At 22.3% G+C, this 17,026-nt stretch carries 15 protein-coding genes; 3 read left to right on the plus strand and 12 right to left on the minus strand.

Annotation, left to right across the window (positions count from 1 at the left end):
* Positions 1-221: 221 nt before the first annotated feature.
* The 6 genes from AACK92_RS03450 to AACK92_RS03475 all read right to left on the minus strand — a co-directional run bounded on the left by AACK92_RS03450 (position 222) and on the right by AACK92_RS03475 (position 7,170).
* A complete protein-coding gene (locus AACK92_RS03450; protein ID WP_339020230.1) occupies positions 222-1,043 on the minus strand; it encodes a hypothetical protein in 822 nt (273 codons plus the stop codon).
* 409 nt (positions 1,044-1,452) lie between these two features.
* A complete protein-coding gene (locus AACK92_RS03455) occupies positions 1,453-2,547 on the minus strand; it encodes an Mbov_0401 family ICE element transposase-like protein (protein WP_339020232.1) in 1,095 nt (364 codons plus the stop codon).
* Positions 2,548-2,558: 11 nt separating this feature from the next.
* Positions 2,559-3,461 (minus strand): hypothetical protein, encoded by a 903-nt coding sequence (locus AACK92_RS03460; protein WP_339020233.1) that lies wholly within the window; start codon positions 3,459-3,461, stop codon positions 2,559-2,561.
* Complete coding sequence (locus AACK92_RS03465; protein ID WP_339020234.1) at positions 3,419-3,778, minus strand: ThiF family adenylyltransferase; 360 nt, start codon at positions 3,776-3,778, stop codon at positions 3,419-3,421. Before AACK92_RS03465 ends, AACK92_RS03460 begins: the two co-directional genes overlap by 43 nt.
* Positions 3,779-4,156: 378 nt before the next feature.
* Positions 4,157-4,723, minus strand: a complete 567-nt coding sequence (locus tag AACK92_RS03470; protein WP_339020235.1) for a P-loop NTPase fold protein — start codon at positions 4,721-4,723, stop codon at positions 4,157-4,159.
* 1,286 nt (positions 4,724-6,009) lie between these two features.
* Positions 6,010-7,170 (minus strand): lipoprotein, encoded by a 1,161-nt coding sequence (locus AACK92_RS03475; RefSeq protein ID WP_339020236.1) that lies wholly within the window; start codon positions 7,168-7,170, stop codon positions 6,010-6,012.
* A gap of 181 nt (positions 7,171-7,351) precedes the next feature.
* On the opposite strand from AACK92_RS03475, the gene AACK92_RS03480 reads away from it, so the two are divergent.
* The 3 genes from AACK92_RS03480 to AACK92_RS03490 all read left to right on the plus strand — a co-directional run bounded on the left by AACK92_RS03480 (position 7,352) and on the right by AACK92_RS03490 (position 8,501).
* Positions 7,352-7,681 carry a helix-turn-helix domain-containing protein gene (locus AACK92_RS03480; RefSeq protein WP_339020237.1) on the plus strand — a complete coding sequence of 110 codons (330 nt, stop codon included), beginning with the start codon at positions 7,352-7,354 and terminating at the stop codon, positions 7,679-7,681.
* Complete coding sequence (locus AACK92_RS03485) at positions 7,648-8,232, plus strand: hypothetical protein (protein ID WP_339020238.1); 585 nt, start codon at positions 7,648-7,650, stop codon at positions 8,230-8,232. The genes AACK92_RS03480 and AACK92_RS03485 overlap by 34 nt, the downstream gene beginning before the upstream one ends.
* Before the next feature lie 74 nt (positions 8,233-8,306).
* On the plus strand, positions 8,307-8,501 hold the full coding sequence (locus AACK92_RS03490) for an integrase core domain-containing protein (protein WP_339020239.1): 195 nt from the start codon (positions 8,307-8,309) through the stop codon (positions 8,499-8,501).
* 161 nt (positions 8,502-8,662) lie between these two features.
* Here the strand turns inward: AACK92_RS03490 and AACK92_RS03495 are convergent, their stop codons facing one another.
* From AACK92_RS03495 to AACK92_RS03520, 6 genes are all read right to left on the minus strand, one after another.
* Positions 8,663-9,547 (minus strand): hypothetical protein, encoded by an 885-nt coding sequence (locus AACK92_RS03495; protein WP_339020240.1) that lies wholly within the window; start codon positions 9,545-9,547, stop codon positions 8,663-8,665.
* Positions 9,519-10,340: a Pr6Pr family membrane protein gene (locus AACK92_RS03500; protein ID WP_339021760.1), complete on the minus strand. Its 822-nt coding sequence runs from the start codon at positions 10,338-10,340 to the stop codon at positions 9,519-9,521. Before AACK92_RS03500 ends, AACK92_RS03495 begins: the two co-directional genes overlap by 29 nt.
* A gap of 105 nt (positions 10,341-10,445) precedes the next feature.
* Positions 10,446-10,817: a hypothetical protein gene (locus tag AACK92_RS03505; RefSeq protein ID WP_339020241.1), complete on the minus strand. Its 372-nt coding sequence runs from the start codon at positions 10,815-10,817 to the stop codon at positions 10,446-10,448.
* 194 nt (positions 10,818-11,011) lie between these two features.
* The gene (locus AACK92_RS03510) at positions 11,012-12,832 is read right to left on the minus strand and encodes an ABC transporter B family permease/ATP-binding protein (protein WP_339020242.1); all 1,821 of its coding nucleotides are present in this window, start codon (positions 12,830-12,832) and stop codon (positions 11,012-11,014) included.
* A 13-nt stretch (positions 12,833-12,845) separates the two neighbouring features.
* Positions 12,846-14,678, minus strand: coding sequence for an ABC transporter B family permease/ATP-binding protein (locus AACK92_RS03515; protein ID WP_339020244.1), 1,833 nt, complete (start codon positions 14,676-14,678; stop codon positions 12,846-12,848).
* 266 nt (positions 14,679-14,944) lie between these two features.
* The gene (locus tag AACK92_RS03520) at positions 14,945-17,014 is read right to left on the minus strand and encodes a lipoprotein (RefSeq protein WP_339020246.1); all 2,070 of its coding nucleotides are present in this window, start codon (positions 17,012-17,014) and stop codon (positions 14,945-14,947) included.
* Positions 17,015-17,026: the final 12 nt, after the last annotated feature.

Consider the following 17,026-nt stretch of genomic DNA (forward strand, 5'->3'; position numbering starts at 1 on the left):
TCTAGTTCACACCAAACACTAGATCTCTGAAAAATATCATTTGCTTACTCCTTATAAGTTATTTACTAAATTATTATATCAAATCAAATAAAAAAATAGCATAAAAATGCTATTGGTTTCTTAAAGATTCCGACTCCTTTAAGAGGTATTATTATTTATATTTGTTTTAAATTTTATTAAGTATCTACACTTGTTTTTAACTAAGTAAATTATTATATTTTTTAGTTAAAATTTGGAGGTGTAGTTGATTTTTTAACTTCTTTTCAAAAATCAGATTGTTTTTTATTTAAAATTGTATACAAATTTACTAATCTTTCATTTTGAATTGTTTTTTCTTTATTTTCTTTTTCTTCAACCATTAAAACAAAATTTTGCTTTATTATATCTTTATTTTCAATATTTAAATTTTTTGAAAATTTATTAAATTGTTTATTAATTTCTTTGAAATAATTATTCATTGATATTTTATAAATACCATAAATAATAACCATTAAAAATGATGAAAAAATCATACCAACTATAAATAACGAAACTATAAAAGAAATTTGCTGACTATTATGTAATACTTTTTCAAAAAGTAAAACTATAAATGTTTTTGATACTTCTTGAGCTAATCCAGATATAGTAGTATAAGTTTTTCCACTATTAATACTTATATTATCCATGAATTCAGTTATAATTTTACTATTTAATTTTGAACCTTGAATAATTGCAAATAATAAAAAAGGTGTTATAGATAAAGTTGTTTTTAAAAAAGCTATTAAATTATTTTTTCTTAGAGTTCATTTTAAAGAAATAACATTATCTTTATTAATATCTAAATTTATAATAAATTGAGTATATTCTTTAATATATTTTGTTAAAATTGCTATAATTCCTGCAAGACCAATTAATAATTTTAAAAAAATTAAAACATATGAATTATGAAATTCTACATTTAAAAAATTAATTGATGGTAAAATGAAAAAAATTGTAAATAAAATAAAAATTGTACTATAAATTATTCAATTTGCTCATTTTATTTTCTTAACCCTTATCTTCATTTTTTTTATCCTCAATATGTATATTATAAAAGAATAAAAATATTTTGCAACTTTCTTCTTTTGCCGGCTGTGGGAAATATTAAGGGGGTGATGGCCATATTAATTAATTTGAATTAATCAAATTTAAACCATATTCAAGTAAATATTTAAAAACTGCAAATTTCGAGTTTTTTATTTCACAAAAATATTAACATAAATAATTTAAAAAAACTAAATAAATTTCTTTTTTTACCGAAAAACGAAGTTTTTGGTAACAGGATAAGGAATACTATCACTTTTTTTGGAAAACCCTTTATTAAAGGGTTTTTTACCAAAAAAAATGCTAGCATTCGCAATTTTTGTGCTAGCATAAATACTAGCTCAAAAAGAACTTGGAGGCCAAGTTTGCAGTTTAATAGATTTTAAAAATTTAATGTATTAATTTTCTAATTAGTTCATTATATGAAGATTTTTTAGAATCCAAAATAGGAATTTTAGCTAATTTTAAATTTCGTTTTACAAAATTATTATGCCTATTTGGAATAAACATTTTTAAATTATAATATATTTGATCTTCTAAATTTTCTTTAAACTTAAAATAAATTATTTCTAAAATATCAATATTATTAATTTTTGTTGCTTTTAAATTAATAAGTAAATCAAATGTTTTTTTATTATAAATTTTAGCTCCATAACCTTTAATGGATTTCACTAGGTGACTTACTGCACTTTCAGCAAAACATCCAATATATCAATCTTTAAAATGATTTTCAATTCCTTTAATATTATTTGAAATATATTTAATAGTTTCCTTAATTCTTTCATTTTTTAAACCAATTGAATCAATATTTTCAGATAAAAAATTAATTAAAGATTTAATATTTTTAGATTTATATTTATCAATAGCTAATTCATATAATTTCATTAATTTACTTTTATTTTTACTTCTTTTATAAGGAAAACAAAAATATATTTTTTGAAATAAATGAAATTTATCTAAAAAAAATTCCGCTCCTAAATTATTTGCAATTTCTGAAATCCAATTTGCCCCATCTCCACAAATTACAAATTTTTTATTAGTTAAACTTCTATAATTTTTTTCTATTTCGTTTTTTAATCAATATGAATAATCATAAGTATTACATGACTTATCTTTTAAAAAAGTTTTTAAAAATACTTTTTTATTAATTAATTTATTTCTTTTACCTTCTTTTTGTTTTCCTTGATATGCAACAGCAACCCTAACTCTAAATCATCTTTTTTTATTTTTAAATCTAACTGTTGTTCAACAATCATCAATATCCACATAAACAGGTAAATCATTTTTAAATTCTTCATTAGATACATCTAAATTTTTAAAATCAAATTTAGCATTTCGTTTTAAAATATTTGATATTGTTCTTTTTGTAATATTTGATTTTTTAATTTTTTCTCAAACTATAATATGACTTTCACCATTATTAAATGATTCAAGAATTTCTTTTTCTAAAGAAAATGATATTCTTTGATATTTTTCTATTTCCATATATGGATCTGCTAAGAAACTACATTTACATTAAATTTTTTCATATATTTTTTAACATGTTCAATAATTTTATTCTTCACTTCTATAGGATTTATTTCATTCATTTTTAAACTACTAATATTTAAATTATTTAAGTCTTTAAAACTTACAGGAATTTGGGGAACATCGACTTTTTGACTTATTTGATCACTTACATATTTTTTTCAATACATAATTACTTGTTCATAAGTTAACTGCTCTATTTTTTGACTAGTATTAATTGTTGTATAAGCTATTAAATAATTTTTTAAATGAACTCCTTGTAATGAGTCTCAAAATTTAAATATGTTTTGATCTTTAGCAATAAAATCTAAACTAGAAAATTTTGTATAATCTTTTGCTTTATTAGAGATATAAAGGAGTTTATGAATTGTACTTCCTTTTGTAGCTAAAAATTTTTCATTACCTGGATTAGAAGAATCTACCTCTTTTTTAACATAATCTTTTAAATAAATAACATACTGTCATAAACCTTCTATAGACAATTGTTCATTCAAATTTAAACTTATATTTTCGTGCCTTTCAATTGTTTCAAGTTTTTCATTTAATTTTAATCTGTCAACTTGATAAACTTTTGACATATCAAATTTCTCAAGAAGTGTAACTCCACTATTTGCGACAATTGCTTCAGCAATAATTCCTTTATTTAAGTCTTTAAAATCTTTTATTCTATTTCCATATTTATCAAGTGGATTTTGATAGAAAGGAAACTTCATATTTCTTTCAATGTAGATATATTCATTTCTCATTCCTGTTTGAGGATTAATTAAATAATCATAATCAGGGTTGGGTTTTCCATCTCCTAAAGTTTTTTCAATTAATTTACTTTGTTCTAAGTTTTCTTTTGGATTTCATCCAAGTCATAATCAACACAACTTATTATTATTGCTTTATTAAATGCATTGTTAAAAGATTTAATTATTTTAAATAAAGAATTCTCTTTATTTAAAAATTTATTAATAGAATAACAATTTTTAAATCTACTTATACTATTTATTTTTTTAGCTAAACTTTCAGCTTTATAATTGTAAACATCATGAATTTGAAAAGATTGTCGCATAACGTTTTTATATTCAACTTTATCTCCATCAATTAATACTAAATTATCATTATTTGATAAAAATTTTGCTAGTTTTCCAGCAAGAAGACCGCCAGTGACTCCTACTCCAATTAAAAATATTATTTTATCCATTTTTTTCCCTGGGGAAAATTAAAAATCAATATATTCAAAATTTTTATTTTCAATTTCATTAGAGTATCTTTTATCAATGCCTTCAAATTCTATATTTAAATTAATTATTCCTTTTAATCTAGAAATTATTCTTGAACTAGATATATTATCAGATTTAGTACTATAGTTTTTTTCTAACTTATCTATATCATAATTTGAAGTAATTATTGTAATTAAAGTATTATCTTGTTCGCTCTTTTCAAATCTTTCATTTAATAAATTGTAAATATAAGGAAGTGTTGATTTATGAATAAATTCACTTCCTAAATCATCAATAATTAAAATTTGTTTTTGAGCTAAGCGACTAGGACTTGGTGCATAGATTCCTTCATAACCATTTTATCAAGCTTGTTGATGTGATTTAATTCACTTTGAGATATTAACTATTTCAGAATTAGATTTTGAATTTTCAACAAATTTATTAATAAAAGTGGTTTTACCAACTCCTGGTTTACCGTAGATATAAATTACATTATTTTTAAAATTTTCTTTTTGTTTAACTTTTTCAAATAAAGAATTAAATTTTATATAATCTAAATCTTGATCAACATTGAATTTAGTTTTAATCATAAATTTTGTTACAAATTCTCTATACTCTTGAGAATTTTTATTATTTAACTCTTCAAAGAAATTAGCTAAAATTTCTCCTGAAATCAGATTTACTTGTTTTTCTCCTAAAGAGTAAATTATTTCTTGATAAAAATGAGTTTCTTTAGTTTTGTAATTAATAATATTGACTTCAATTCCAAAACGATTCTTATATTTACTAGATAAATAGTAATTTTTGTAAATTCAAATTAGTCCATTTTTATTTCAAGGACTTTGAATTGCAAATGCTGTTTTATTACTATTTCAACCCTTAAATCAATGGTTTAATAACCACACTTTTTTATTTTCACTCCCCATAGATGTCCTTTCTATTTTTTCCCTGGGGAAAATTTATTTATTATTGTTTATTTGGTTTTTAAATTTTTTATAATCAAACGATTATAATCAAAGATTATTAATTAATTTAAAGTTAATTTTTAAGTTTAAATTAATTAAGATTATTTTTAAATAATTTTTTATAAATAATTCTAGAATACAATCTAAGATTATAATCTCGATATTTATATTTATTTTTGTCATTTAGGTACTATAAAAAATAATTGCATTTATTTTGTTAAGCATTTAATAGCTTTAGCAACTTTTTTAAATTTTAGCTTTGTCATGACGTTTTTATTTTTATTTATATAGGTTTAGAGCACATATATGTGCAAAAATTTTATTAACTGCGAATTTGCAGATAGTTTAGATCACCTTTACTTTCTTAATCAAAATAAAAACTGCTTTTTATAGCAGTTTTTTAATATTTACTTGGGGTATTTCTTACCCCCTTACTTTTTCCCTCGCCCCTTTTGCCCTCTTAATGTCATGTTCATAAATTTATCACATCCTTTTGAAAATCTTAAATAACTTCAGTTAATTCACTTTTTGATTTAAAGTTTTTTTATACTATATTTTTAGCAACATAAAACTACGCTAATAGTTGATGAAGCAACAACATCAATTTTTACCAATACACATAATAAGTTTTCATATTTTGCTTCTTTTTAGAACTTTTAAAAAGGAAATAAAACAATTTAAATTGATATATATGATTATAAAAAAAAAAAAAAAAGTCAAGGTTTTTTTTCTTTTTTTAAAAGGAAGGTTCCCCCATTTTAGGAGACACTTTTATATAATAATAGAAACAAAAAAATATATGGTTAAAAAAGTATAAAAAATTATTTAATTAACTTTAAAATGATATTCTCTAAAGGAAATAGTATTAAAATTTAACTTAATCATTGAATCAATTGTAATAATAATTATATAAATAAAAAAATAAGCATAAGTACGCCTACTCACTTCAACCCACTTTAGTTCATAGAAGTTAAAATTGGTAATTATTCACTTTAAAATTTTCAGATCCTGTTCTAAAAAATAAAAATAAGTACTAAATACACTTATTTTTATTTTTTAAATTTCTTTATATAGATTTATTAAAATAAATTTTGGTTAAATTCTATATAAAATTCATTATAAATTTTTTACTAATATATGAATAGCTATTTATAAATTAATTACATAATAAAATACTTTTAAAAAAACATTTTATTATGATTATTAGTTTAATATAAATTAGTTTCTATTAAATAAAATTATATTTATTATTTTGCAAGAACTTTAACTTTAAAAGTTTTACTATTTATGTTATTTCCAGTAATTGTTAAAGTATAATCTCCTACTTCAGCTTCTTCTGAAACTGTAATTATTATTTTTTTACGACTAATTGCTGTTGTTACTTTATTTTCAACTTGAATTCCGATTTTAACACCTGCTAAATCATTTTCTGATATAATGCTAACTTCACCAGTTCCTCCTTTAGTAACTTCTACTATTTCTTTATCTAAAATCACATCAGTTTTTACAGCAGGTTCTGCTTTAACTCTAACTTTAAAAGTTTTACTATTTATGTTATTTCCAGTAATTGTTAAAGTATAATCTCCTACTTCAGCTGCTTTTGAAACTGTAATTGTTATTTTTATACCACTAATTGCTGTTGTTACTTTACCTGCAACTTGAATTCCGATTTTAACACCTGCTAAATCATTTTCTGATATAATGCTAACTTCACCAGTTCCTCCTTTAGTAACTTCTACTATTTCTTTATCTAAAATCACATCAGTTTTTACAGCAGGTTCTGCTTTAACTATAACTTTAAAAGTTTTACTATTTATGTTTTTTCCAGTAATTTTTAAAATATAATCTTTTTCTTCAGCTGTTTCTGAAACTGTAATTATTATTTTTTTACCACTAATTGCTGTTGTTACTTTATTTTCAACTTGATCTTCAATTTTAACCCCTGTTAGATCATTTGTTGATGTAATGCTAATTTCACCAGTTCCCCCCTGAGTAACTTCTACTATTTCTGAATATAAAATCACATTAGTTTTTACAACAGTTGTTAGACTTGAAACTGATTTTTCTTTAACCTTAACTAAAAAATGTTTACTATTTATTTTATCTCCAGTAATTGTTAAAATATAATCTTTTTCTTCAGCTGTTTCTGAAACTGTAATTTTTATTTTTTTATCTTGAACTGTTGCTGTTACTTTATTTTCAACTTGACCTTCAATTTTAACCCCTGTTAGATCATTTGTTGATGTAATGCTAATTTCACCAGTTCCCCCCTGAGTAACTTCAATTGATTGTTTATCTAAAGTTACATTTTTATTTTTTGCAGCCTCTCCATCTCCACATGCAACAACTGTTGAACTTGTTGTTGCAACTAGACCTGTAGTTGCTAATAAACTTAATAATTTTTTCATTTTTCTCCTTTTTTATAAATTTTTTGATAAGGCAAATAAGTGAGCAATTCTTTATCGAAAAACCCATATTCATTATATATTAAAAAAAAAAAAAAAAGTCAAGGTTTTTTTTCTTTTTTTAAAAGGAAGGTTCCCCCATTTTAGGAGACACTTTTATATAATAATAGAAAGGAAAAAATATATGGCTAAAAAAGGACAAAAGTTTAGAAAATGAACTAAAGAAGAAAAAGAAAAAATTATTGAATTAAGTTTGAATTGCTATTCTCTAAAAGAAATAGCATTAAAATTTAACTCAACTACTGGATCAATTGGAACAATAATTAACAAATATAAAAATGCAAAGATAAGTGAAGCAAAACCTCGCTTGCCTTATAAAATAGATTACAGCATATCTCAAAAGGCAAATGATTTGTTTATAGGAGTTCTATTCGACTATAATAAAGAATTAATTAAGGAGAATAATATTTTAAAAAAGCAATGAGCCTCCAAGGGCGAAACCAAAAAGAAATAATTCAGGAATTATTAATAAATACGAAATATAATCGAACAATAATTTGCAAAATTTTAAATATCAATAGAACATCAACATATAAAGAAAATAAAACTTTAATGAATTTCCTCAATGATACAAGAATTATGAATTTAGTGATTTCAGAAATTGAAAAAAATAATTTTCTTAGTGCTTATAGTGCTAAAAGATGATCTTTATATTTTAAATTGAATTATATTGACCCTTTTAGGATAAATCACAAAAAATTAGAACGTATATTTAAAAAATTTAATCATATTGCATATTATATTAAGAAACAAACTAAACATGAAATTAAAAAATATAAAGAAACTATTAGAAAAAATTATCTTAAAGAAGCAAAAGAAATGGGATTTGAAAACATTTGAACTAGTGACATAACTCAATTTTCAGTTAAAACAAAAAAAGGTTATATTTGCACAATTCAAGATAATTTAACTGGAGAAATAATAGGAAAATCTAAAAGAATAGATAATCAAAAAACAAATTTTGTGCTTGAAGCTGTAAAAATGGAATATAAAAATAAAAAATAATTTGTCCAATATTATTACATTCAGATAATGGAAATCAATATACTTCTGAAAACTACATAAATTTATGTAATGATTTGCAAATCATTAGAAGTTATTCAAAACCAGGAACACCTCATCATAATGGCAAGCATGAAAGTTTTCATAGTCGTTTAAAAGATGAAACTATAAGAACATGTCATATTGAAAACATCAATCAATGCTTAAAAATAGAATGAGCATGATTAGATTTTTATAATAATGATAGAATTAGAATAAATAAAAAATGATAAAAAAAAAAAAAAAACGTTCCCTCTATAGAGGGAACCTTCAATTTAGTTCTAAAGAAATTTTATAAAATTGTTAATTATATAAATAAAATAAAAAAACTAGGTAAAACCTAGTTATATAAAGACAAAATTCAATTTTAAATATAATTTATAATATATTTCTATTAAATATTAAAAAAATCTAAGAATATATGATCATATATTCTTTCAATTCAAAATAAATTTCTAATACTTCCTTTTGAAAATTGTAGCACTGAACTTGAATCTAATAATTCATAGTAGTTTTCTCAATTTTTTTTATATATTTGTAATATTTTTTCATTTACCTTTTTAATTTCCAATATTTCAGATTCATTTAAATCTTTTTTATTTGTAAATATAAACAATCCATTTTTAGAAGTTAGATCATTTTTTGAGAATTTTACATTTAAATAATAATCTGAGAATTTTGCATCTTCAAATAAAGATTGATTTGAAAAATATTGTGTTTTAATTAAATTTTTATAGTTTGATTCTACTTCAACATTAGAATCTGCTAATTTTTGAAATGAATTTAAAAATGAAGGGATTAAAAGAACATTTAATATTGAAGTAACTATAGCTTTCATTACAGGTGTATTAGATAAAACATTATTTAATTCATAGTTAATAAAAATAACAGTAGTAAAATTTACAGAAATTATATAAATTCAGAATCAAATTGTTATAAATTCAATAGCTCTTTTAGCTCTAAATTTATTATTTTCTAATTTTATTGTGTAATCAAAAAAATCAATACATTTAAAAAACTTATTCTTTGCAAATCAGTTTGTATAGGTAAATTTTAAAAGCAAATAAATGCTACCCCCAACAATTGAGTATGAAATTCAATTTATTTGATTTTTTAATACTAGGTTTAAAATGAATAAAACAAGAATTGTTCCAAAAATAGTTTGATCAATTAAAAATATGATTAAACCAAGATAGTTAGTCCTAAAAAACTTACTTATTATTTTATTGTGTTTTTTAAGAAGATTGCCACTACGTTGCTTGTTGTAATTTTTTTTCATTATTTTGATTTTTTCAACTATTTCTTATATTACTTGTTTTTGAACCAATAAATAAGTAAAGACTTCCTAAACCTATAATAATTCCAACAATTGTTATTATGGCAATAAACAATCATGTTAAACCATTATTCATAAAACTTTCATTTCCTAAACCTAGAGCATTTTTATTATGTATTTCTAAGAAAAAATATTGATAAGCTTGATGTTTATGTGCTAAACTTGCATCTGATCCATAACTTCTATAAATTAACTCTTCACGACTTAAAGTATAAATTAAATAAGCAACTGGATAGATTGCTATTATTCAAAAATCTTTTTTAATAAATTTTTTAAAGTTAAATTCTAAATTTTGTTTCATAAAAAATAAGAAATAAACAACTGCTGCAATTGGTCCAAGTGTATGAACAACCATTTGTTCTACTCATCAAAGTGCTCCAAAGTTATTGTCCCCTGATGCTAATACTTGTGGCAATAGCATAAAGTTAAAAATAATTGCAGTAACTGTTATATAAGTTATAACACTTAGAGAAAATGATTTTTTCAATATTTTTATTTCTCCCTCTTTATTGTGATTGAAAAAACCAACCAATAATCATACAACTATTAATATATTTGATTGAATAGTAAAGAAACTAAAAAAATTAATTACATAACCATAATAATCGTATCCAATAACCTTTCCAGCTTCATCTTTTGATCATATATTTAAAATACTTGGTTCATTTTTAGAAGAATCATTGCCTATATTACTAGACCTTTTATAAGTATTTCAAATATAAAAGTTAAAATTAATAAAGCTACTATTAACTTATATCATAATCTTCAATCTTTTAAATTGTTCTTTGTAATAAACATTATTATCTCCATTTTTCTATAAAAAATTATAGACTAAAAAAATCTATAATTCATTATTTTTAATTTGATTTTCATGTTCAATATCAGAAAATTTATCAATTTTTTCTGCAAATACAAAATAAAATAATCCCCAATCAAGAGCTGATTTTTTTCTAACTTTTTGCATTTCTTCTCAATTTTTATTAGCTTTTAAAAAAACAAAACCACCAATCATTGAAAAAAGTGCAAACAGTCCAATAACAGCTGTTACAAAAGAAAGTCCCAGCCATAATCATGAAATTTTTATATTTAAAGTATATATTATAAGTAATGTTACAAAAATACTAGTTAAAACTAATGAAATAATAAATAAAATCATTGAAGAAACAGCTACTTTAAATATGCCCTGTTTTAACTTTTCAGTTTTATTGTTCATATTTTTTCTCCTATTTTAATTAATAAAATTATTATAAACTAATTATTATAATTAAAAATAATATTTTATATAAAGTTTTTTAAAAAATATTAAAATTTTTGTTTAAATATAATTTACTTTATACAATTAAATAAGTATTTTTATTATTAAAAACAAAACTTATATTGCTCTATTTTGATATAGTTTTCAACTAATTATTTGTTGATTTTTCCAGCTTCATATAAATTTTTAAAATGACCAGGTTTTTTAATTAATTCATTAAATGTTCCTTCTTGAATAATTCCCCCACCATTTGCACCAATTACAACAATATGATCAACTTCTTTAATAGTTGAAAGTTTATGAGCAATAGTAACACTTGTTCTGCCTTTCATTAACTGATTTAATTTTGTTTGAATTTCTTTTTCTACAATATTGTCTAAAGCACTTGTTGCTTCATCTAAAATTAATAGTTCTGGATCTTTTAAAAAAATTCTTGCTATAATTAAACGTTGTTTTTGTCCCCCTGATAACATAAATCCACGTTCTCCTAAAACAGTTTTGTATCCTTCTGGTCAACTCATTACCAAAGCATGTAATTCAGCTTTTTTACATGCTTCGATTGCTTCATCATCTGTTGCATCAAAACATCCATATTTAATATTGTCTAAAACTGTACCAAATAAAATTTGAGGTTCTTGTTCAACATAGCCAACATGATTTAAATATGTAGATAAATTAACTTCTTTTAAATCATCTTTTTTATTAATCAATATCTGACCTTCTGTTGGATCATAGAATCTTAATAATAATTTTGCAATTGTTGATTTTCCACTTCCTGTTTCACCAACAAAAGCATATGATTTACCATACTCTAATATAAAATTAAAATTTGGTAATACTAAATTTTCAGGTTTTTCTGGATACCTAAACTTAATATTTTTAAATACAATATCATCTTTTAAATTGTCAATTTCTATTCCCTCATAATAGTGAAAATCTAAAATAGATTCTGCATTTAAAGTTCTTAAAATTCTAGATGATGACACTCCTGCCATGGCAGCTGATCCTGAAATTATAAATAATGTAATAATAGGTGCAGTTAAAATTCCTTGAGCCATAACAAATGATGGAAATATTTTAAAGAAAGCTTCTATTTTACTAGTATCTGTATTTCCCCCAAAAAAAATAGCTGTAAATAATGGAGCTGTAAATAATAATAAAAAATCTCCTGCAAAAACAATCATTGAAAACAAACTTAATCATTTTCCTAAAGGTTTAGCTTGTTTATAATAATCTACATGTTTTTCTTTAAAATGTTCTGTTTCATAATCTTCTGTTCCTGATGATTTAATTAATCTAATGGAAATAACTCTATCAATTACATTACCATTAGTTTTTTCCATTGTTAATCTTACTTTTTCATACTTAGCAACTAAAATTGCATAAGTTACAAAAAATGAAATTAAAATTAGCATAAATATTACAAAACCAACTAGTGCAATTCTTCACTCAAGAATGAAAGTTAATAATAAACCAACTATAGCTTGAGAAAATGCACTTGCAACGTTCATTGGTATATCAACTGCTTGATTTCCAACAATTTGTGAATCAGAAATTACATTAGTTAATAGCTCTCCAATTTTTTTATCTGAATAATATGAAATATCTTGTCTTACTAATTTTTCAAGAATTTCATTTCTTAAATTAGTTTCTATTTGTTTTGCAAATGTATTTGATCATCAATTAAACAAAAATGAGTTAATTAAATTTAAAAATAAAAGTACTGCTGAAATAATTATTAATTGAACTGTTGATAATCCTCAATAATCAAGTAATCAAAAACCATGATTTACACTTTGTTTTGTCAAGGATAAATTAATTTGATTAGTTAATAGAGGAGCTAAAAATAACATAAAAGCCCAAAATAAAAAGTTAGGAATTACTCATCAATTTTTTTTGAAATTTTGTTTGTAATATTTAAAAAATAGATACAAAAAAGCTCTATTATTCGATATTTCTTTTTTCTTTTTCATAATTTTCTCCTTACTAATTGTTTTGCTCTAATAGTCCTGCTTCATATAAATTTTTAAAATGACCTTCAACTTTAATTAAATCAGCAAATTTTCCTTCTTGAACTATTCCTTGTGCATTGCCCCCAAGTACAATAATGTGATCAACATTTTTAATTGTTGAAAGTCTATGAGCAATAGTAAAACTTGTTCTACCTTTCATTAATTCATTTAATTTAGTTTGAACTTCTTTTTCTACAATATTGTCAAGAGCACTTGTTGCTTCATCTAAAATTAGGACTTGTGGATTTTTCAAAATCATTCTTGCAATAATAAGTCTTTGTTTTTGTCCCCCTGATAACATAAATCCACGTTCTCCTAAAATAGTATTGTACCCTTCTGGTCAAGAAGAAATTAAATTATGAATTTCTGCTTTTTTACATGCTTCAATAACTGCTTCATTTGTTGCTTCAAATCTTCCATATTTAACATTTTCAAATACATCACCAAATAAAATTTGAGGTTCTTGTTCAACATAACCAATATGTTTTAAGTAACTTGCTAAATTTAAATCTTTTAAATCTTGATTTTTATTAATTATAATTTGTCCATTACTTGGATCATAAAATCTAAGCAATAAACGCGCAATTGTTGATTTTCCACTTCCAGTTGATCCAACAAAAGCATATGATTTACCCTCTTCAAAAGTAAAATTAAATTTAGGCAATATTAATTTTTCTGGTTTTTCTGGATATCTAAATTCTATATCTTTAAATACAATATTTCCCTTAATATCATTAACTATAATTCCACTATTATAATTAGGATCTAATCTTGACTCTGAACTTAAAAGTGCAGAAACATGACTACTGGCAACTCCAGACATAGCTAATGAAAATGTAATTCCCATTAAACTATTAAATGTTGCTATTAAAGAAGCTTGATTAATCATATAAGCAGGAAATGTAATTGCAAAAAATAATGTAGCTGCTTGTGGATCACCTTTAATTGAATAAATAATACCTGCAATAATTGGAATAGCAAATTGTAAAATCATTGATCCTGCATAAACTGTAGTTATTAAAAAAGATAAATTTAAAATAGCAGGTTTATGAGCTTTATAGTTTATTTGTTGTTGCTCTTCAAAATAATTTTTTTCATAATCTTCTGTTCCTGATGATTTAATTAATCTAATTGTTCCAACTCTATCAGTTACATTACCATTTACTTCTTCATAAACATCTCTAGCTACTTCATATTTCTTAACTGTTTTTGAATAAAATACAAAATATAAAATTAATAGTGCAAAATAAATGATTGAACCAAAAATAGCAATTTCTCAAGATAAAATGAAAGTCATAGTAAATGCAGCTATAAATTGAGAAATTGCAATTCCCATATTTGTTGGAATTCTAACAGCACCTTCACCTAAATTTTGTGTATCTGCAACAACACTTGTTAAAATTTCTCCAATTTTTTTATCTGAATAATATGAAATATCTTGTCTTACTAATTTTTCAAGAATTTTATTTCTTAAATCAACTTCAATTTTTCTTCCTAAAATTCAAGAAAAATAATTGAATATAAATGTTCCTATTGCATCAACTAAAATCATAAAAATAGCAATTATAATATTTATTATTGAATTTCACCCTCATCAAATAGCTTGTTCATTTTCACTTATTATTTTATTTTCACTTTTAATAGATAATGTTATTTGTTGTGTTAATAGAGGAATTGAAGCTCTTGTTAAACAAAATGACAAAATTGTTATAATCAAAATTAAAGTAATTCATCAGTATTTTATATAATATCTTGAAATTATCTTAAAAAATTCAATACTTTTTGATTTTCTTTTTTTGGTTTTCATAGTTCCTCCTTAATTAGAATATAATTATAATATCATTTTTCTTTAATTAATTTTAAATATTATTCAATTATATTTTTCAAGTTATATTTTTAATTAAAAAAACAAAATAAAACTTTCTATTATTTTAAAAAATTTAGAAAGTTTATTTCATATTTATAATTATACGATTTTTTTCTACTATTTTATATTTTTTTAATCTGTGATAATATTTTTTTTAAAATAAAAAAAATAAAGAAATTACCTTATTTTTATTATTTTTGTAATTTTTAAACTAAATTAATTTCTGAAATAACTAATTTTGTGTTATCTTTGTTGTAAGTTAATTTAATATTAAATACATATTCAACTTTTCCATTTGTTACACTATATTGGAAATTATTTACTGAATTAATTTTTGTTGTTACTTTTAAGTTTTTTAATAAATCATCAACTTCTTTTTCAAATTTCTTTTCTAACTCATCACTAGTTTTTATTCAATTTTTAATTATTGTATTTGTTACTCCAATTATTTCTTTGATATTATTTAAAATTTTAAATAATTGTTCTAATACTGATCCTTGTTTGATAGTTCCATCACTGTTATATCCAAGAATTTCAAACATTTTATCCAAATTTTTTAAAGCATTTTCAATAGTATTATTTTTACTTAATCTTGCAATTAACTCTACAAAATCACTAAAATCAATTTTAGAATTTGTAGTTTTATCAAGAGCACTACTAAATTCATTTACTATATCTTTAATTGATTTTTTATTTAAATAATTTAATAAACCTGCTTTTGATTGATTAAATTGATTTTTATTACTTGAAGACGCACCTCCAAATAAACCTAATAGATTAATTTCATTAATAGGTTTTAATATTAAATTTTTAATTGAAAAGTTTAGAAGTTTATTTGAGTTATTTCATAAATATCCCATTCAATCCATCATAAACTTTTCTCCATCATTATTCTTTTTAATTTTTTCCATAAAATCTTTAACTGAACTTGGTAACAACTCTGTCTTTTCAGTAGCTGCCATCATTATTAAAGGAAATAATTCTCCTCCATTTTCAGCTTCTAAACCAGAGTTTATAAATAATCTAATTAATGAATTTACATATATTTTTGCTTTCTCACCTAAAATATCAACTTCCATAATTTCTTGTTTCATTCATTTTTGAGCAACTTTAGAAACTAATCCCATTAATCCATCATTTACATTATTTTCAAAATCCTGATTTAAAGTAAAATTAGTTGAATTTGTAGCAAATAAAATTCCTATAAAGTTTTTAAATGAAATTCCTGTTTCATCACTGTTAACCATAAAATTTAATTTTTTAAATAATTGTTTTAAATCAACTGTATTTGATTGAACTTTGCTATTTCTTTTTGCTTCAATTTGTTCTAAAGTTAAGACACTTGAAGTCATTTCATAATAACTAAATTGTTCTATATAAATTAACAATGTTCTTACAAATCTAATAATTTCAGCTATTGAATCAATATTTTCAATATAATCAACATTTAATGATTTTTCTCCTGAAATTAAAGCTTGAATATTTGTTGCTAATTTAGTTTTTGCTGCTTCTTTATTAGAATCAACATCACTTTGACTAACATATGCTAATTTTTGCACATTTTTACCATTTAATGTTTTATCTAAAGCATTTGACAAAACAATCACACTTGAATCAAGTGATGTTTGATAAGTCATATTTTTATAAATATCATTGCTAAATGCATTCTCAAGATATTTTAAATTTTCTTGGTTTAATACTTTTCCTAAAATTTTTAAAATTTCAGGTGAAATAAATCCTGCAATCATTGCTGGATTATTTGAAACTAATGATAATATTCCTTTAAGATCACTTGGATCTGATAAAAAATCTAAAACAGTTGGTAACATAGTTTTAATTTTTTCTACAATACCTTCACTGCTTTTACTTGGATCAACTACATAACCTTGATAAATGTTATCAGATAATTTTAAATCATTTGATAAAAGATTTATATCAAAATATTTTTTAGCTATTGTATCAAATTTAGTATTACTCTTAACTTTTTCTGATTTATCAAAATTAGTTAAACCTAAAGTAGATAAATATTCATATTTAACTTTATTTTCCATTGTATATTGTGAACTAAAGTGAGATTCTCCATCTGATAAAACTTTTTGATTTATATAGAGTGTTTTTGAATATTGAGACATCAATTTTGAAATAGTATCTTGTTTGCTATCCTTTTCAAATTCAGGATTTGACTTATTTTCTGTAAAGTTTTTAGCACACGCAACAACACTAGCTGATGATGCAGTAATTGTAATAACTCCTATTAAACTTAATAATTTTTTCATGTTTTTTTGCCT

Origin of the sequence: Spiroplasma endosymbiont of Atherix ibis, assembly GCF_964020005.1 — a bacterium.
GTDB lineage: Bacteria > Bacillota_I > Bacilli_A > Mycoplasmatales > Mycoplasmataceae > Spiroplasma_A.